The sequence below is a fragment of the Planktotalea sp. genome, from assembly GCF_965659345.1.
Taxonomy (GTDB): Bacteria; Pseudomonadota; Alphaproteobacteria; order Rhodobacterales; family Rhodobacteraceae; genus Planktotalea.
Window position 1 is genome coordinate 20,314 of record NZ_CBFHVK010000018.1, and the last position, 18,530, is coordinate 38,843.

The 18,530-nt window shown below is 53.2% G+C and carries 19 protein-coding genes; 4 read left to right on the forward strand and 15 right to left on the reverse strand.

The annotated features are described in order from the left end of the window. Positions 1–79: 79 nt before the first annotated feature. Positions 80–541 (forward strand): DUF4174 domain-containing protein, encoded by a 462-nt coding sequence (locus tag ACTG3Z_RS14020; protein ID WP_439143683.1) that lies wholly within the window; start codon positions 80–82, stop codon positions 539–541. 17 nt (positions 542–558) lie between these two features. On the opposite strand, the gene ACTG3Z_RS14025 is transcribed toward ACTG3Z_RS14020, so the two are convergent. From ACTG3Z_RS14025 to ACTG3Z_RS14060, 8 genes are all read right to left on the reverse strand, one after another. Next, the gene (locus tag ACTG3Z_RS14025) at positions 559–1,458 is read right to left on the reverse strand and encodes a DUF6492 family protein (protein ID WP_439143684.1); all 900 of its coding nucleotides are present in this window, start codon (positions 1,456–1,458) and stop codon (positions 559–561) included. Between the two features lie 103 nt (positions 1,459–1,561). Then, positions 1,562–3,595, reverse strand: coding sequence for an acetyl-CoA carboxylase biotin carboxylase subunit (locus ACTG3Z_RS14030; protein ID WP_439143685.1), 2,034 nt, complete (start codon positions 3,593–3,595; stop codon positions 1,562–1,564). Between the two features lie 122 nt (positions 3,596–3,717). Further along, on the reverse strand, positions 3,718–3,921 hold the full coding sequence (locus ACTG3Z_RS14035; protein ID WP_439143686.1) for a hypothetical protein: 204 nt from the start codon (positions 3,919–3,921) through the stop codon (positions 3,718–3,720). Positions 3,922–4,174: 253 nt separating this feature from the next. After that, complete coding sequence (locus ACTG3Z_RS14040) at positions 4,175–4,528, reverse strand: hypothetical protein (RefSeq protein WP_439143720.1); 354 nt, start codon at positions 4,526–4,528, stop codon at positions 4,175–4,177. A gap of 93 nt (positions 4,529–4,621) precedes the next feature. Continuing rightward, on the reverse strand, positions 4,622–4,768 hold the full coding sequence (locus ACTG3Z_RS14045; protein ID WP_375265268.1) for a hypothetical protein: 147 nt from the start codon (positions 4,766–4,768) through the stop codon (positions 4,622–4,624). Positions 4,769–4,982: 214 nt separating this feature from the next. Continuing rightward, entirely contained in the window at positions 4,983–5,378 is a 396-nt protein-coding gene (locus ACTG3Z_RS14050; protein WP_439143687.1) for a DUF6497 family protein, read from the reverse strand. Next, entirely contained in the window at positions 5,375–5,722 is a 348-nt protein-coding gene (locus tag ACTG3Z_RS14055; RefSeq protein WP_439143688.1) for a hypothetical protein, read from the reverse strand. The genes ACTG3Z_RS14050 and ACTG3Z_RS14055 overlap by 4 nt, the downstream gene beginning before the upstream one ends. 35 nt (positions 5,723–5,757) lie before the next feature. After that, entirely contained in the window at positions 5,758–7,290 is a 1,533-nt protein-coding gene (locus ACTG3Z_RS14060; protein WP_439143689.1) for an acyl-CoA carboxylase subunit beta, read from the reverse strand. Positions 7,291–7,543: 253 nt separating this feature from the next. Here ACTG3Z_RS14060 and ACTG3Z_RS14065 point away from each other — a divergent pair, with 253 nt between their 5' ends. The 3 genes from ACTG3Z_RS14065 to ACTG3Z_RS14075 all read left to right on the forward strand — a co-directional run bounded on the left by ACTG3Z_RS14065 (position 7,544) and on the right by ACTG3Z_RS14075 (position 11,064). Next, positions 7,544–8,758 carry a multidrug effflux MFS transporter gene (locus ACTG3Z_RS14065; protein ID WP_439143690.1) on the forward strand — a complete coding sequence of 405 codons (1,215 nt, stop codon included), beginning with the start codon at positions 7,544–7,546 and terminating at the stop codon, positions 8,756–8,758. Positions 8,759–8,823: 65 nt separating this feature from the next. Further along, positions 8,824–10,224, forward strand: a complete 1,401-nt coding sequence (locus tag ACTG3Z_RS14070; RefSeq protein WP_439143691.1) for a helix-turn-helix domain-containing protein — start codon at positions 8,824–8,826, stop codon at positions 10,222–10,224. 117 nt (positions 10,225–10,341) lie between these two features. After that, complete coding sequence (locus ACTG3Z_RS14075) at positions 10,342–11,064, forward strand: alpha/beta hydrolase (RefSeq protein WP_439143692.1); 723 nt, start codon at positions 10,342–10,344, stop codon at positions 11,062–11,064. A 1-nt stretch (position 11,065) separates the two neighbouring features. On the opposite strand, the gene ACTG3Z_RS14080 is transcribed toward ACTG3Z_RS14075, so the two are convergent. The 7 genes from ACTG3Z_RS14080 to ACTG3Z_RS14110 form a co-directional block, all read right to left on the reverse strand. Continuing rightward, on the reverse strand, positions 11,066–11,716 hold the full coding sequence (locus tag ACTG3Z_RS14080) for a thermonuclease family protein (protein ID WP_439143693.1): 651 nt from the start codon (positions 11,714–11,716) through the stop codon (positions 11,066–11,068). Positions 11,717–11,863: 147 nt separating this feature from the next. Then, entirely contained in the window at positions 11,864–13,513 is a 1,650-nt protein-coding gene (betA, locus tag ACTG3Z_RS14085; protein ID WP_439143694.1) for a choline dehydrogenase, read from the reverse strand. Continuing rightward, positions 13,503–13,748, reverse strand: a complete 246-nt coding sequence (locus ACTG3Z_RS14090) for a DUF6552 family protein (protein WP_439143695.1) — start codon at positions 13,746–13,748, stop codon at positions 13,503–13,505. The genes betA and ACTG3Z_RS14090 overlap by 11 nt, the downstream gene beginning before the upstream one ends. Continuing rightward, positions 13,735–15,192 (reverse strand): betaine-aldehyde dehydrogenase, encoded by a 1,458-nt coding sequence (gene betB, locus ACTG3Z_RS14095; protein WP_439143696.1) that lies wholly within the window; start codon positions 15,190–15,192, stop codon positions 13,735–13,737. Before betB ends, ACTG3Z_RS14090 begins: the two co-directional genes overlap by 14 nt. Positions 15,193–15,240: 48 nt before the next feature. Next, complete coding sequence (gene betC / locus ACTG3Z_RS14100) at positions 15,241–16,749, reverse strand: choline-sulfatase (protein WP_439143697.1); 1,509 nt, start codon at positions 16,747–16,749, stop codon at positions 15,241–15,243. After that, positions 16,746–17,330, reverse strand: coding sequence for a transcriptional regulator BetI (betI, locus tag ACTG3Z_RS14105; protein ID WP_439143698.1), 585 nt, complete (start codon positions 17,328–17,330; stop codon positions 16,746–16,748). Before betI ends, betC begins: the two co-directional genes overlap by 4 nt. 142 nt (positions 17,331–17,472) lie before the next feature. Then, positions 17,473–18,375, reverse strand: coding sequence for a DMT family transporter (locus tag ACTG3Z_RS14110; protein ID WP_439143699.1), 903 nt, complete (start codon positions 18,373–18,375; stop codon positions 17,473–17,475). Positions 18,376–18,530: the final 155 nt, after the last annotated feature.

The window sequence follows — 18,530 nt, forward strand, 5'->3', positions numbered from 1 at the left end:
CTCAAATCGATGGAAAGCAGGCCGATCAGGCATCGCAATCGTTTCAGCGTCCCCTATATTGGGCTTAGAAGGAGACCCTATGAAACCGCTCTTATCATTTGTTATTGCAACACTTTTCATCGCTGGCCCTGCTTTTTCACAAGAGAGTGAAACAAGCGAAGAGCCATCGGTATGGGAGGTTATTTCGATGCCAGATAGTGACAATTTGAGTGATTTTCTTTGGCAGTCTCGCCCGATTGTCGTTTTTGCTGACAGTGAAAACGATCCTCGTTTTGAGCAACAACTCGCGTTGTTGCAAGAACAGGCGGATGCCTTGGCTGAGCGCGATGTTGTCATTCTGACTGATACAGATCCATCGGTAACCTCTGATCTGCGCAAGAAATTGCGCCCAAGGGGGTTCATGATGGTGTTGATCGGCAAAGACGGCGGCATCAAGTTGCGCAAAGCCTCGCCTTGGGACGTCCGCGAAGTCTCACGCGTGATCGACAAAATGCCCATGCGGCAACGCGAAGTGCGCGAGCGGCGCACCGCAGAAGAATAAGGCGCGTGTTGGCTCATTCACCGCCCTCCTTTTAGCAAGAGAGCCGCTTCATCACGGTCGACGGTAAGTCCGATATCAATCCATAGATCAAAAAGTGGGGTGCACTGTTCTGGTGTCATTTTCGTCAAACGCCCGCTGTGTGTGCCCAGCATTTGCAATGACCCACTGCGGGCTTTTTCAATCAGTTCGCTCACTTCCTCATCGGTGGCATCGCGAAAGAAGCTCCCAAATCGAACAATATCCGACGTTAGCGTTTCGTCTCGCTTTTCCGTCATTGCAGCTATGAGCGTGAACTCAGTGCCGCGTGGCGTGCCATTGCCAAAGAAGTACTCCATCGGACCGTCTTCTTTTTCGATCCAAGCCAGCGTGTCGCGCACGGTTTCTGTTTTGCTCACAAACGGCGTTATCGAAGGGGGCAATGGATGATCACGCTCGACCTGATCTAAGCCCAAATAGGCACGCGCTGTTCGATGCCAGTCGAAATAATTATCTTGGACGCGCTCCAATCGTGCGCGGGGTTGTCCTGTTCGCGTCACAAAATCATTTAGTGAAACAGGCGCGATAAAATGATTTTTAGCGTCCAAAAAGACAATGGCATCGCCTTTTACGTTTCGCGACACGGCAAGCTTCATCGCTTGTTGGATATGCCAACCCGCATAGCCACGCCAACTGGAGCCTCTTCCAATGCGCACAGGGCGCAGTACACGACGGGCAAGTGCAAGAATTGCATTCTTCGCATCACGTAGGCCCTGAGGTCCTAGAAAAATTTCTGTAGGGTCAACAAGCCGCAGCTTTGGCTGGTGCGGCCCAAAGTCTTGCGCAATTTTAAGGACTTCAGTAGCCAAGCGCTTTGGGTTGGGATCATTTAGAATAACGATGATTTCCAGAGCAGCATCCGCAGGAAGAAACTTCGCCATAGACCGCGCTTGGAGTTGGAGCAAGCCAAGCTCCGCGCGGTATACAACTGTGACCCAACTTATCGATGGCGCTTTTGGGTTAGGACTCCTTTGCATCGAGCAATTATCCTTCAAACTCCATGATCACATCATCTACCGCGAGACTATCACCAGCAGTAGCGTTGATTTTGCTGACGACGCCTTTGCGCTCGGCGCGCAAGATGTTTTCCATTTTCATGGCTTCAACGGTACATAGCGCTTGGCCTTCTTGCACTTCTTGCCCCTCTTCCACATCGACCTTTACGATCAGACCCGGCATCGGACAAAGCAGCAATTTCGATGTATCTGGGGCGACCTTCACCGGCATTTTGCGGGCAAGTTCTGCCTGACGCGGCGTGCGTACATGCACCGTTAGGTCCGCACCGCGCGAGCGAATGCGGAAACCACCAGAAACTTTACCCACTTTCATCACAAGTGGCGTGTCATCCACCATCATGTTCGCAAGTTGGTCACCCGGCGTCCAATTTCCGCTGACGCGCATGGCCGTGCCGTCATCAAACGTGACCGTCGCCCCTACTTTATCAGCGGCAATTGTGACATCAAAACTGATGTCTTGTAGCGAGACATTCCAGGCATCACCGACTTTGCGCTCGTGATTATCAAGGCGTCCAGAAACGCGCGCGCGACGAATTTCTGCGACACGGTTCATCGCTGCACTTGCCGCTGCAATCCGGCGCAAATCGCCTTCAGGCAAGTCAACGCCCACAAAACCGTCTGGATATTGCTCTTCGATAAAGGCTGTCGTCATATCGCCCTTGATGAAGATCGGATGATCCATGACCGCACTCAGGAACGGTAGGTTGTGACCGATGCCCTCAACTTCAAAGCTATCAAGTGCGACGCGCATCGCCTCGATCGCGGCCTCGCGGGTTGGGGCCCATGTACAAAGCTTTGCAATCATCGGGTCGTAATACATGGAGATTTCGCCGCCCTCATAGACGCCCGTATCGTTGCGCACGACCACATCACCAGCGTCACCCGCCGCGACGCCGGGCGTATAGGCCGCGGTTTCCGCAGGGGGGCGATAGCGCGTGAGACGACCGATGGAGGGCAAGAACCCGCGATAGGGATCTTCCGCATAAAGCCGGTTCTCTATGGCCCATCCCGTGAGCGTCACATCGTCTTGCGTGATGCTTAATTTCTCACCATTGGCCACGCGGATCATCTGCTCGACCAGATCAATACCTGTGATCAGCTCCGTTACAGGATGTTCGACCTGTAGACGTGTGTTCATCTCAAGGAAGTAGAAGTTCTTGTCCCCATCCACAATAAACTCAACAGTACCAGCAGAGGCATAGCCAACCGCTTGCGCCAAGGCCACCGCCTGTTCGCCCATGGCTTTACGTGTGGCTTCATCCAAGAAAGGGCTTGGAGCTTCTTCAACAACCTTTTGCTGACGGCGCTGAATGGAGCATTCGCGTTCGCCTAGATAAATGCCGTTGCCATGACTGTCGCAGAGCACTTGAATTTCGATGTGGCGTGGCTGCGTGATGAATTTCTCGATAAAGATACGATCATCGCCAAAGGAGTTCGCGGCTTCGTTCTTGGAACTTTGAAAACCCTCGCGTGCTTCATCGTCGTTCCATGCAATGCGCATGCCTTTGCCGCCGCCGCCCGCGGAAGCTTTGATCATCACGGGATAGCCAACTTCATTGGAAATCTTGACCGCCTCTTCCGCGTCCTCAATCAAGCCCATATAGCCCGGGACAGTAGAAACATTGGCGTCCTGAGCGATCTTCTTGGACGTGATCTTGTCGCCCATGCTCTCAATCGCGCCGACAGGAGGGCCGACAAAGGCAACACCTGCGGCCTCGAGCGCTTCTGCGAATTTGGAGTTTTCGGACAGAAAGCCATAGCCTGGATGCACCGCTTGCGCGCCACTTTCCTTGATTGCGGCCATAACCTTGTCGATCACAATATAAGACTGGTTCGCTGGGGGCGGGCCAATGTGGACCGCCTCATCCGCCATCTCCACATGCAACGCATTTTTGTCAGCGTCTGAATAGATAGCAACCGTGGTGATACCCATCTTCTTAGACGTCTTGATGACGCGGCAGGCAATTTCACCTCGGTTGGCAATCAGGATCTTATTGAACATGTGGCAGTCCTTTTCGTGATATTTGAAACGCAAAAACGCCGCCCTGCCCGATCCGGGCAAAGCGACGCTTGCATGTGGTTTGTCGCTTTTCCGCAAGAAAAGGGAAAAAGCGAAAGTTGTGCTTAGTTCGGGATAAGTGCGCCTGCTGTGGCACCGACGATGCCGCCTGCGATGACTTGGCCTTGGTTGCCGCCAGCAATCGCGCTTGCTGCTGCGCCAAGTGCTGCGCCACCGGCAACGTTTTGAACTTGTGGATCAGGAGAAACGCATCCTGCGAGAGATCCGGAAAGGACCAGTGCTGCGAGGATCTTTGTTGATTTTGACATAATAAAACTCTTTCGAAGTTAGGTTTCGCAACCGCGCTCAAGAAAAAAGGCGGCAGTGGGTGCAAGCTAGCACCAGACCGCCGCCAAGGGGAAGGGTTACGGAGAGTTGCGCCGTCAATTCGAACGAGGATCTGACGCAACTTCGTGTGAACATTGATGATTGCAACACGCACTCGTGCAAAGCGGCTTACGTTTGCAAAGGTCAAACAGGCTTTAAACTGCCGATGAGCGGCATCTTTCGGCTGAAACATGCCTATTGCCCCCAATCCGCTGCATCAGGAAAGGCCATCGCGGCGGCACGTGGATCAAGGATCAACATCGCCTCATAGTTGGCAGGATCAAACGGATCATCATAGGGCAGTACTTCACGACCAAAGAGCCAGCTTAGACGGCCCGCATCTAGATTGCCCCGCTCAAACGGTTGATCGCCAAACTGCTCCCAAAGCGCTGCCACAAATCCAGCGTCCGCGCGTCGATCCGCTGGTTTGCGATCAGAGCGGCGCTCACGGCGTTCAATTGGCGTGGCCCCTTTGGGATTGGCGCGTCGCAATGTAAATTGGAAATCAGTACCGGGAAGTCGGCCAGGAAAGCCGCGATGCTTGAGCATATAGTCTAGTGCCATGACGCACCCCCGATCTGGTGCGTGGCAATGATAGGCGGAAGGCTCGGAGCAGGCGCGAACGCCTGCTCCAAAGGCAAATTACTTGTACTTGCCTGTGTATGTTGGCTCAACGGAGATCGGCGCGGGATCAACCACAACGAACTCTTCAACCGGTGCTTGGCGTGCGCAAGCGGACGCTGCGAGTGCAACACCGAGTACTGCCAGCAGTTTGATGCTCTTGGACATCTTAGTCTCCTGTCAAATTTACGAACCAGATCAACGAGAGAATCCCGTCGCCCTGTCCCTTTCGAGGTATAGGTCACTTGGGTGGACCTGTTCGCTAAACTACGCCAGCCCGTTACAAAAAGATATCCACAAGCAGCTATCGACTGGTTTTGTGACTCTAACGCATCATTTCGAAGGGTGGATGAGCTTCGGCGCGCAACATATTGTGGTTCCATCAAAACATCTCCAACATGCAGGTCTCTTTTTCGACACTGAAAGCCTCGAAAACCTGCTCTACGTCTGAGTTTGCAATACCAAATTCGACGGGTTCCGCCGAAAGTGACACAATGATCTGCTTCGGTTGCTCCTCGTTTTGAAGCAGGTTGTTCAACCCGAATTCCGTGCACAGCGCCTCAAGATCAAGGGTCAAATCCTCAAAGCTTGGCCGCTTGAGCGGGCTGGCCAGATCAGGCGCGATGAACCGTAAACGGATGATGCCATTTTCAGGCTCATCCAGTTGTTCAAAAAAGCGCACGTTCTGACCAGAGGGCACAGCGACGGTCTGCTCTGCCAAAAGCGGAGTGGTAAAAAAGCACACGAGTGCCGCGATTCTGAGACATGTCAACTTCATCCGCTCACCCGTACCCTTGCACATTTGATCCAACGCGCGCGCAAGTCTTCATCGCACAGTAAGCCCTCTACCCGTTCAGCGATGTGCCTGCTGATGGGCTGCGGCACCCGCCCGCCTGCGGTCACACGCAAACCGGTGTCGCACCGCTCCACCCGAACCACCGGCGAAAACCCGCGAATATTGCGCAAAGCGCGCCACATATCCTGACGGATTTGATGTGCCAAACGTGTGCGTGCGAGCATTGGAAACGACGCAGTTGCGCTCACATCAAAGCGTGCAGGAAGCGCACGGGCCAACGTCACGACGTCGCCATCTTTTTGAGTATGCCACATGCCTTGCGTCATATTTTTTGCAGTCCTTGCAAAGGGATAGGGTCAGATCAAAGCGGAATGTTGTCGTGTTTTTTCCACGGCATGGTCTGCTTTTTGCTACGCAATGCTGCAAATGCGCGACTGATCCGCTTGCGCGTGCTGCGCGGCTGGATCACCTCATCCACAAAACCACGCTCTGCGGCCACAAAGGGATTCGCGAACCGTTCGTTATAATCCGCCTCGTGCTGCGCAATCTTATCTGCGTCGCCCATATCAGAGCGGTGAATAATTTCTGTCGCACCTTTTGCACCCATTACCGCGATTTCTGCTGTCGGCCAAGCGTAATTCACATCCGCTTGCAAATGCTTGGACGCCATAACAACATACGCGCCACCGTAAGCCTTACGCGTGATAAGCGTGACCTTTGGCACTGTTGCCTCGCCATAAGCAAAGAGCAACTTCGCACCATGTTTGATCACCCCGCGATACTCTTGCGTTGTGCCCGGCAAGAAGCCAGGGACATCAACCAACGAAAGGATCGGAATTTCGAACGCATCACAAAAGCGCACAAAACGCGCAGCTTTGCGCGAACTGTCGATATCCAGAACACCAGCAAGCACTAAAGGCTGGTTCGCAACAACGCCAACGGTTTGTCCCTCAAGCCGAATAAACCCCGTTAGAATATTGCCCGCAAAATCCTTCTGAATCTCATAAAAATCGCCTTCATCTGCGATCTTCGTGATCAGCTCTTTCATGTCATAGGGCTGGTTTGGATTGTCAGGCACCAACGTATCAAGCGACAGTTCAACACGCGCAACATCGTCGAAGAAGGGGCGCACAGGTGGCTTTTCGCGATTGTTGAGCGGCAATAGATCGATCAAACGGCGTACTTCAGCAATCGCTTCAACGTCGTTTTCAAACGCGGCATCTGCGACGGATGACTTTTTGGTATGCGTGCTTGCACCGCCAAGCTCTTCAGCAGTGACTTGCTCATTGGTCACTGTTTTCACAACGTCAGGCCCAGTCACGAACATGTAGGACGTATCCTTCACCATAAAGATGAAGTCGGTCATCGCGGGTGAATAGACCGCGCCGCCTGCACATGGCCCCATAATCATCGAAATTTGCGGCACCACGCCAGACGCCATGATGTTGCGCTGGAAAATCTCGCCATACCCACCAAGGCTATCAACGCCTTCTTGGATGCGCGCGCCCCCGGAATCGTTCATCCCGATGATTGGCGCGCCATTTTGCATCGCCATATCCATGATCTTGCAAATCTTTTTCGCATGCGTTGCAGAAACAGACCCACCAAGAACGGTGAAGTCCTGCGAGTACACATAAACCATGCGGCCATTAATTGTGCCCCAGCCGGTCACCACGCCGTCACCTGCTGGCTTTTGGTTTTCCATCCCAAAATCGGTGCAACGATGCGTGACGAACATGTCGTATTCTTCAAAACTCTCCTCATCAAGCAACAGCTCGATCCGCTCGCGCGCACTGAGCTTACCTTTGGCTTGCTGGCTGTCGAGACGCTTTTGACCGCCGCCAAGTCGCGCGGCACCACGGCGCTCGGAGAGTTCTTGCAGAATATCTTTCATCGCATGTCCCTTCTGTGCGCCGCTGTGGCGCGTATTCTGAGCCTTGTCTGATCGGCTCTTGTACAACAGGTCGTTAGCGAATGTGGGTACCCTTTGCAGGTGCAGAAAAAAAGCGAATTGTCGCAAATTTGCAAATCCATGCTAAGCAATGTACTGCAAATAGCAAAACTGCTAACCCAACGCGCCGCGACGTCTTTTTCAAATATACCATTTGTCCCTGTTGCCGATAGGCGCTTCGCGTTAGAAAGCGATAATGAACGACTCTTATTCAGCGCGCCTGTTTGATCGCGCGACACCGCCCCATATCATTACGCTTATCCTTCTTGCGGGCGCCTCGGCGCTCGCGATGAATGTGTTTTTGCCCTCATTGCCCAACATGGCGCTGCATTTCAAAACCGAATATTGGGTTTTGCAAATGTCGGTTGCTGCCTATTTCGCGATGAACGCGGTGCTTCAAATAATTATTGGCCCGATTTCAGACAATCTCGGACGCAGACCCGTTATTTTATGGGGCTTGGCGCTATTCACCATTGCATCTGTCGGCTGCATTTATGCACCAAACGCGACTGTGTTTTTGTTATTTCGCATGGCCCAAGCCGTTATCGTCACCGCAATGGTGCTCAGCCGTGCAATCATCCGTGACGTCGTTACCGCTGACAAAGCCGCATCTTTGATTGGATACGTCACTATGGGCATGGCAGTTGTGCCCATGTTGGGGCCCATGCTTGGCGGTGTGCTTGATGAAACCTTCGGATGGCAGGCCAGTTTCTGGCTGATGGCGGTCTCTGGTGTGGGCATGTTCGCAATGTGTTACTTCGATCAAGGCGAAACCAAACGTGCGACCGGTGAGACCCTGCGCCAGCAGTTTGGGCACTACCCTGAACTGTTATCCTCACCGCGGTTTTGGGGGTACTCAATCGCGTCCGGCCTGACCTCTGGCGCCTTTTTCGCCTACCTCGGCGGCGCGCCTTATGTGGGAACTGAAATCTTCATGCTTTCACCTTCTGTGCTTGGATTTTATTTCGGCTCCCCGGCGCTTGGCTATTTCTTGGGTAATTTCGCTTCCGGCCGTTACTCAACACGCGTTGGTATCAACAACATGGTGTTTTACGGAACAATAGTAGCGACCTTTGCAACCGTTGCGTCACTACTGGTCTTTAGGGCTGGCTTAGGAACCCCTGCTACGTTCTTCGGATTTATGACCATTGTCGGACTCGGAAATGGTATGACGATTCCGAATGCAACATCTGGGATGCTTTCGGTTCGCCCTCACTTGGCGGGAACGGCTTCAGGTTTGGGTGGTGCCATCATGATCGGGTTCGGCGCAATTTTATCAGCGGTTGCTGGGATCATTTTAACAGGCAAAGACACAGCAATGCCGGTCCTTTGGCTCATGGTCGCAAGCACCACAGGCGGATTGCTCGCGGCGGCCTTTGTGATACGCCGCGCCAAAGCAATCGGTGCTTGACGACTTGCGGTGAAGGCTTTGCAAAGCTTACAATGGCGCAATGCAAATTTGCTAAGAGACGTGCTATGGCCCTTCAAAAAATTTACGCTGGCTCGAAGTTGCGCGAGTTGCGCGGGCAAGTTGCGCTGACCCAAAAGGACTTTGCGGCAAAGCTAGGGGTGTCGCTGCCCTATCTTAATCAAATGGAAAACAACAAACGTCCGCTTTCGACGACTGTTGTGCTCGCACTTGCGCAAGAATTTGGCTTTGACGTTACCGAGTTGAGTTCAGGCGATGCAGAGCGGCTTGTCACGGACATGCGCGAGGCGCTGGCAGATCCGGTGCTTGACACCGTTGAACCACCGCTTGCTGATTTGCGGCTCACAGCCTCCAACGCCCCTGCCCTTGCGCGTGCGTTTTTGGAGCTTCACCGCGCGTACCGGCAAACCCACGAACGTCTCGCCTCACTTGATGAAGCACTGGGGCGCGATGATGGTCAATTGCAACCCAGCCCTTGGGAAGATGTGCGCGACTTCTTTCATTATTGCGACAACTACATTGATGCGATGGACCGCGCGGCCGAACATTTCAGCGCAACAGGCCCGAAAGAGGCAACCATCCGCGAACGCGCCGCCGCCGCATTCCGTCAGCACAACATAACTCTGAACTTTGCCCCCGTAGATGCTGTGCGCCACTTTGATCCTGAAACGCGTGTTTTAACCATTTCCCAGCACGCAGCGCCAGCGACACAAAGCTTTCAAATTCTCATTCAACTTGCGCTCATTACTCAAGAAAAATTGCTCGAAGCCACGCTTGATCTTGCACGCTTTCAAACTGTCGAAGCGCGCGCCATCGCAAAAATCGGTCTTGCGAATTATTACGCTGGCGCTGCAATGATGCCCTACGGTCCTTTTCTGGATGCCGCACGCGAAACACGCCATGATCTTGAACGTCTTGCAATGCTTTTTGGGGCATCCATCGAACAAGTCGCCCATCGCCTTTCTACACTTCAACGACCTGGCGCAAAAGGTGTGCCCTTCTTCTTTGTTCGCGTCGATCAAGCAGGCACAATCACCAAGCGCCATAGCGCCACGCGTTTGCAGTTCGCACGTTTTGGCGGGGCTTGCCCGTTATGGAACGTGCACCGCGCCTTTGAGACACCCGGTCGTTTCATACGCCAGCTTGCTGAAACCCCCGATGGTGTGCGCTACATTTCGCTGGCGCACGATGTTCTAAAGCCAGGCGGCTCCTTCGGCGCGCCTTCTCGTCGTTTTGCCATCGCTCTTGGTTGCGAAGTGACCCATGCCGGACAACTCGTTTATGCAGACAGTCTCGATATTTCAAATGCCAGTGCGTATGAACCCATAGGGATCTCCTGTAGAATATGCGAACGGGTCAACTGTCATCAACGCTCCGTTCCCCCGCTGGAACGTCGCTTGCGCGTTGACAGCAATCGCCGCGATATCCTTCCTTATGAGGTCGGTTGATGAAAATTTTGCTAACGCTTCTGTTATTTTTGCCAATGTCAGCACACGCCGGTTTGCTTGATTTGCTTCCGCTCAAAATGATTGAGCGTAAAATGATCTATCCGCTGTCGACGGATTATGAAACGCCCGCGCAAGTTGGTCTGCCAAACACCCGTGAGTATAAAATGGAGCGCGCGCGCCTCAATAATTGTCTGGAGCGTTCCCGCAAAAGGCAAAGCACGCGCAACACTGCTCTATTTTCATGGCAATGGCGGAAATTTAGCGATGCGCGCGCAGCGATTTCAAATGTTGCAAACTCAAGGCTTTAACGTTCTTGCAATGTCATATCGCGGCTCGTCTGGCAGCGATGGCGTCCCATCAGAACCTGCAATAACGAAAGACGCGCTACAGCTTTATCAAAATGCTGCCAGTTATGTCACGGTGAACAGCCCACAAGATCTTATCCTATACGGAGAAAGCCTTGGCACCGCTGTCGCAATTTCTCTCTTGGCGCAGTTGCCCAAAGACCAGCGCCCATCTGGCGTAATCCTGGAAGCGCCGTTCACTTCTATTCCAGATATGGCGCGTGCGGTCACAGATGTTTCGGATAACCTAATTTCGCGGATTTCCGATCGCTGGGACAGCCTTTCTCGCAGCGACGCTTTGACAATCCCCACACTTGTTGTCCACGGAACTGCGGATGAAGTTACACCGCTGCGCATGGGCCGCGCAATCTTTAGCGCGGCTCCGCACAACGATAAGAATTTCATCGCGGTCAAGGGAGCGTCCCACAGCGGCACTTGGCGCAGGGACACAATGCCGAACCTATGGCGCTTTATAACCACATATGGTGCACCCTAAATCAGCGCCGCGCTTTTCGCCAACCTGCGAGCCGTGCTTGAAGCTGTGAGCAAAACCAACGCTCGCCTTTGGCCTCATTGATACCCGTGCGCTCATAGTCACGTTGGCCGGGCATGTGATAAATGTGTCCACTCTTTGTGATGTTGCCCTTTATCGCGCAGTTTCGATCTGGCGGGATGCGCCCTTTTGCCTGTGTGGCACGGTACTGCGCGGGTCTTTGAACACGTGAACTGTGCAGGCCACGGTCATTCACCGCCGCCCCTTTTTCATCGAGATCATAGCGCATCGAATATTTACGATAAGCAAAGGCGAGCCCCTGCGACACCAGCTCTTGTCCAACATCACGCCCTGCAATCTCACAACGCGCAACGATACGGTCATAGCGATCACGATCTTCTTCACGACATATCGCGCGCTTGCCATCATAAAGGGCAAACACCTCTGCGCTCACCCAAGCGCCACACGCCCATGTCGTGCCCTGCTCTGTTTCGCATGTTTGTTTGCTCTCTGGCGCATCTATGCCAAAGATGCGCACGCGGTTTTCCGCAACATCGAACGTGTCGCCATCAATCACACGTACAGTCCCCGTTACATCCGCAGCAACCGGTGCTGCCCCAAGGAGAACCGCTAAAATATAAAAAAATCTTAACATTCTTCAGATATGCCCGCAGCACCCTGCGAACATCAATCCAAAACGTTAACCTGAGTTAACAAAGCGTAAACGTACCGCTTCCTCTTTCCAGAAATATCCCGGGGAGCGCGAGGGGCTGGCCCCTCGTTCCCGCAATCTCAGAAAAAGTTAACGTTGCTTCGTGTCCCAATCTGGATGCATCCAAGGGCGATCATTGCTCTTGGGCAACATATCCACACCCAAGATATGATCCGCAGCTTTTTCACCGACCATGATCGATGGCCCATTAAGGTTGCCATTTGTGATGCGCGGAAAAATCGAACTATCCGCAACGCGCAAGCCCTCAACACCAATTACACGGCATTCTGGATCCACAACAGCCATGGGATCATGCGCCGCGCCCATCTTACATGTACCGCAAGGATGATAGGCGCTCTCAGCGTGCTCTGCGATGAAGGCATCTAGCTCTGCATCACTTTGCACATCAACGCCCGGTTGGATTTCATGTTTTACAAATGGCTTGAACGCCTCTTGGGCAAACACCTCGCGGGTGAGGCGAATACAGGTGCGAAAATCTTCCCAATCTTGCGGCGTACTCATGTAGTTGAACCTGATGACCGGATCATCCTTGGGGTCCGCACTGCGCAGCGTCACTGCACCGCGAGATGGGCTGCGCATTGGGCCTACATGTGCTTGAAATCCATGGCCTTCAGCTGCGGCTTGCCCATCGTATCGCACTGCAATCGGCAGGAAATGATACTGAATATCGGGATAGTCCACACCCGCGTTAGAGCGCACGAAGGCCGCGCTTTCAAACTGGTTAGACGCCCCAAGACCGGTCTTGGTCAACAGCCACTGCGCCCCGATCCATGCTTTTGAAAGCAGGTTCCAATGTTTAAACAACGTGATCGGTTTAGACGCGGCCATCTGAATATAAAGCTCTAGGTGATCTTGCAGGTTCTGCCCGACACCCCGGCGATCCGCGACAACCTCAATCCCATGTTCAGCCAAATGTTGAGCCGGACCAATGCCAGAGAGCATAAGCAATTTCGGAGAGTTGATCGAGCTCGCCGAGACAATCACTTCACAGCGCGCCTTGATCACATCGCCGCCCACTAACGCGACACCAATCGCGCGACCATTCTCGATGACGATCCGTTCAGCAAGACCACTTACAACGGTGCAATTCCCGTTTTTTTGCGCAGGTCTGAGATACGCATTGGCCGCAGACCAACGCCGACCGTTGTGCACCGTTTGCTCCATCGGGCCAAAGCCCTCTTGCTTCTCGCCATTATAGTCATCCGTCGTTTCATAGCCGGCTTGGCGCCCTGCGTTCACGAAAGCTTTGAACAAAGGGTTCTTGCGTGGGCCGCGCGTCACATGCAGCGGTCCCTTTTTACCGCGCCATTCAGGATCACCCCCATGCCCTGCGCTGCTCCAGCTCTCCATGCGTTTGTAATACGGGAGCACATCCGCATAAGACCATCCCGCTGCACCGCTCTCGGCCCAATGGTCAAAATCCTTTGCGTGACCACGTACATAGACCATTCCGTTGATTGAAGATGACCCACCAACCACCTTACCGCGCGGACACGCCAGCCTGCGATTGTTGAGATGTGGCTCCGGTTCAGAGCGATAGCCCCAATCATAAAGCTTCATGTTCATCGGATAACTGAGCGCCGCAGGCATCTGAATGAGCGGCCCGATGTCAGTACCGCCGTACTCAATGACAATCACAGAATGGCCCGCTTCGCTCAAACGAAAAGCGATTGCGCAACCGGCAGAGCCAGCGCCGATAATAACATAGTCAGCTTGCATTGAGATACCCAAACAACAACGAAAGAAATGCACCAACATGAACGACCATAATCGCACGGTCCTTCCACATCACACCAACCGCGAACCAGAGAAAAATCCCAATGAAGAATGCGAAAATGTTCCAAGGTACGATGTTGAGACCAGTGAGCCCATAGCCAACAAGTTGAATGGCAGTGGCAACCCATTTAACAATATCAACCATTTCAAGACGTGGCACGGCGCTAGAAGGGAGCATCGACAGCCCCCATGCGCACGTAGACGGATTTCATCTGGCTATAGTGCTCTATCGCAGATTTGGAATTTTCACGCCCTACACCCGATTGTTTCGATCCGCCAAAGGGCGCTTCGACCGGTGCATCGTTGTACGAATTGATAAAGCACGATCCGGCTTCGAGCTGCGCAATCACACGGTGCCCACGCGTCAAATCAGAGGTAAACACACCCGCAGACAAACCAAACTCCGTCGCGTTGGCGCGCGCGATTGCATCTTCTTCTTCTTCAAAATCGAGGACGGCCATGACAGGGCCAAAAATCTCTTCACGTGCAATGATCATATCGTCGTGCACGTCTGCGAAAACAGTTGGCTCAAGATAGTAGCCCTCTCGCTCCAAGCGCGTACCACCACAAACAAGGCGTGCCCCTTCTGCTTTGCCCTTCTCGATATAGCTTTGAACGATCTTCATCTGGTTTTCCGATACCATCGGTCCAAAATTAGTCGCCTCATCCATTGGATCGCCGATGACCGCTTCAGACAAACGTTCGTGCAAGCGCGCGAGAAATGCTTCCTTGATGCCCTTTTGGACAAAGACCCGCGTCCCGTTTGAGCAGACCTGACCAGAAGAATAGAAGTTCGCCAAAATGGCCCCGCCAACTGCATCTTCCAGACTTGCATCATCAAAGATGATCAAAGGCGACTTGCCCCCGAGTTCCATCGTGACATTCTTGATCCCTGCCGCAGCAGCCGCATAGACTTTGCGCCCCGTTGGCACAGAACCTGTCAGCGACACCTTATCCACGCGCGGGTCGCTTACCAGCGGCGCGCCAACAACGCCTGTTCCTTGGATGACGTTATAAAGTCCCGCGGGCAGCCCTGCTTCGTGCAGAATTTCAGCCACCTTTAGGGCGCACAGCGGTGTCGTCTCAGAGGGTTTAAAGACCATCGCATTGCCACAAGCGAGCGCTGGCGCACCCTTCCAGCAGGCGATTTGTGTTGGATAGTTCCACGCACCAATCCCAACACAAACCCCTAAAGCCTCACGACGGGTGTAGACCCAATCATCCCCCAGCTGAATGTGCTCCCCCGTAAGAGACCCCGCAAGGCCACCGAAATATTCCAGCGCATCCGCGCCAGACGTGGCATCCACATACAGCGTTTCAGACATAGGCTTGCCGGTGTCATAGGTTTCAAGCACCGACAGATCATGATTGCGTTCGCGGATCATGTCCGCCGCGCGGCGCAAAATGCGGCCGCGTTCGGTTCCCGACAAAGCCGCCCAAGCTTTTTGCGCTGCTTTCGCTGAGTTCAATGCTTGTTCGATGATGGCAGGTGTCGCCTCATGCACCTGCGCGATCTGTTCGCCGGTTGCGGGGTAAATCACCGGTATTTCTGCACCAGCTGTGTCTTCGACGTAAGCGCCATTGATAAAATGGCTTGCTGTTGGCTGAGTTGGATAGGGCATAAGTGGCTCCTGCTCGTTTTGAGTGACTTGGAAAGAGAAAGCAGACGTTTATTCCCCCCTTGGGAAACGCTGGCTTTCTTCCAGAATGTTAAGATCCATGTGATTGCGCATGTAGCGCTCCGATGCTTTTTGAAGCGGCTGATAATCCCATGGGAAATAATCGCCATTGCGCAAAGCTTCATAAACAACCCAGCGGCGCGCTTGAGACCGGCGCACTTCTTCGTCAAAGCGCTCAAGATCCCAGCGCTGTTCTGATTTCGCGCGCAGGCTCTCACGCGTGCCTTGATGCTCTGGTGCGTCTGCTAGGTTCATCAGCTCTGCCGGATCTGCCTCCAAATCAAACAGCTGATCTGGATCAAGCGCGCACCGCACATATTTCCATTTGCCATAACGCAGACACACAAGCGGCGCATAGCTCGCCTCGGCGGCATATTCCATTGCGACTGGCTCTGTGCGCTCGACCCCTTGCCCCATAGGAACAAGTGACATGCCCGCAGTCCACGGCATGACCTCTTCCATTGACACGCCCGCAAGATCACACAGGGTTGGGCAGACGTCGATATTGCTAACGGCTTCGGTCACCAACCCTGGGGTCATATCCGGCGATGAAATCATCAATGGCACGCGCGCGGAGCCTTCAAAGAACGACATCTTGAACCACAAGCCCCGCTCCCCCAGCATATCGCCGTGATCAGCAACAAACAGGATGATCGCCTCTTGGCGCGTACTTTCGAGCGCTTCCATGACTTCGCCAACCTTGTCATCAAGGTAGGAAATATTGGCGAAATAGGCTCGACGCGCACGGCGAATATGATCGTCCGAGATGTTGAAATTATCGCGGTCGTTGGCGTCTAGTATGCGCTGGGAATGGGCGTCTTGCTCCTCATAAGGGATAGGCCCGACCTCTGGCATAAGGTGCTCACAATCCTCATACAAATCCCAGTACTTGCGACGCGCGACATATGGGTCGTGAGGGTGTGTAAAGCTGACTGTCATGCACCAAGGGCGCGTATCCTTGCCACGCGCATAATCGTATATTTTGCGGGTCGCGTGATAGGCAACCTCGTCGTCATATTCCATTTGATTGGTGATTTCAGCAACACCTGCACCCGTTACACTGCCCATGTTGTGATACCACCACTCGATCCGCTCACCGGGCTTGCGGTAATCCGGTGTCCAGCCAAAATCAGGCGGGTATATATCCGTCGTCATGCGCTCTTCAAAACCGTGAAGCTGATCTGGACCAACAAAATGCATCTTCCCACTTAGACAAGTTTGATATCCCGCACGACGCAGATGATGCGCATAAGTCGGAATGGATGACGGAAATTCAGCCGCATTGTCGTAAACGCCTGTCACGCTTGGCAACTGACCCGACATATAACTCGCGCGCCCCGGCGCGCACAGCGGACTAGCTGTGTAGGCATTTTTGAACCGTGTTGAGCGCGCAGCAAGCTTTTTGATGTTGGGCGCATGAAGCCATTCAGCGGGACCGTCTGGAAAGAAAGTACCGTTGAGCTGATCAACCATGAAAATCAGAATATTTGGTTTGCTCATTGGGGTGTTCCTTTCAATTCAAGCTCGAGATAGGCGAGGACATCTTCTGCCGCTTGCGAATGCTGTGCCTTCGACTTCACAAGACTTTGGTGCAAATAAACACCGTCGATCAAAGCTGCAGTACGTGACGCCACATCCACCGCCCGCGCGTGCAAAAGTGGGCGCAATGCATGAACGAGGTTCGAACGCAGTCGCGCCTGATAAATCGTAAGCAACCGCTTCGCATCCGGCACCGTCTGCGCAAGCACGTAAAAATTGAGCCAAGCAGCGATAACCTCAGGTCGAAAGTTTGAACTTGCGAAGGACGCGTTCACAATCGCCTCTGCTCTTTGCGCGCAGGTATGCGTTTCCTTTAAAGCCGTGCTGACCTCTGCACCGTATAGCTTTAGCGTATGGCGCATTGCCGCCAGAAAAATCTGTTCCTTGCCACCGAAATAGTGATGCGCCAACGCGCTCGACATTCCTGCCCGCTTTGCAATCGCACCGACCGTGACATCCAATGATCCGTGCGCACCGATCTCATGGATTGTCGCCTCGACCAGCGCTGTGCGACGAATAGGTTCCATACCAACTTTTGGCATCACTGACTCCAAAACACGTTTGTAGGAACAGATATCTTGTTTTTTATTGACCAGTCAATCAATAAAAACCTTGCAAATCTGCGCAACGCCCTGCTTCATTTTTCCAATAAACTCATGCGACGCTCAGTGCCCCTCGGACAGTTTAGACCTTGGGTGCGTGCGCACTCGGTGTGATCTCACCGCGCTTCAAGACAGCCTCACGCCATGTGATAAAGGTGATCGAGCTCAAAATGACGAACCCACCAAAAACCACCCAAAGATCTACAGGTTCGCCAAAAGCGAAATATCCAAGTGAGACCGCCCATATGAGTTGCACAAAAGTAACCGGCTGCGTCACGGTCAAAGGCGCATTTGCAAAGGCAACCGTCATCGCGAAATGTCCCGCAGTGGCAAAACAAGCCACCAAAAACAACAGCCCAACCTCGCCTGCCGTTGGCGGTATCCAAACAACATAAGCCAGCGGAGCAAGCCCAATCGTCACCGCAATCGAGAGCATCGACACAACAACAGATGCGGGCAAAGCGTCAGCAAGCATCTTCGCGGTCAGGTAGGACACACAAAACACGCAAGCGACGGCAAGCATCGCAAGATGCCCGATACTCACCTCTCGAAAGCCCGGCCTCAGGATAATCATCGCTCCTAAAAGCGCGAAACAAACCGCAAGAATCCGGCGAAACGCCAAGCGTTCTTTGAGGAAAATCGCGGCAGCGATCGTAACGAATACAGGTGTGAGATAATTCATCGCAGTTACTTCCGCGATTGAAATTTGGGTCATCGCAAAGAACCAAAGCGTTACACCAAATGTGTGGAAAACTCCGCGCACCGCAATCAAGCGTATCAGGCGGGGTGTGAACGTGGTGTCCCTGAGAACCTTCAGCAAAGGGAGTAAAAACACCAACCCCAAACCGTAGCGCAGAAACGCAGCTTCGGCGGCTGGAATACGTGGGCCGTTCAGCTTCACCAGCGCCGTGACTGCGACAAAGCACAATCCAGCGAGGACCATCCATATGACGCCAACCAAAGGGCGTTGTTGTTGCTTTTCCATGCTTTGACCTGATCAAAGCCAATAACATTGCGCAAGGGGTATCGTATGAATGCCGGTCATACCCAAATAACAAAAGGTGCTAATGTAATGGATTACAAGTGATCTATAAGCCTTTGAAATTACGCGTATATACATAAAATAAAATGGCCTGCGCA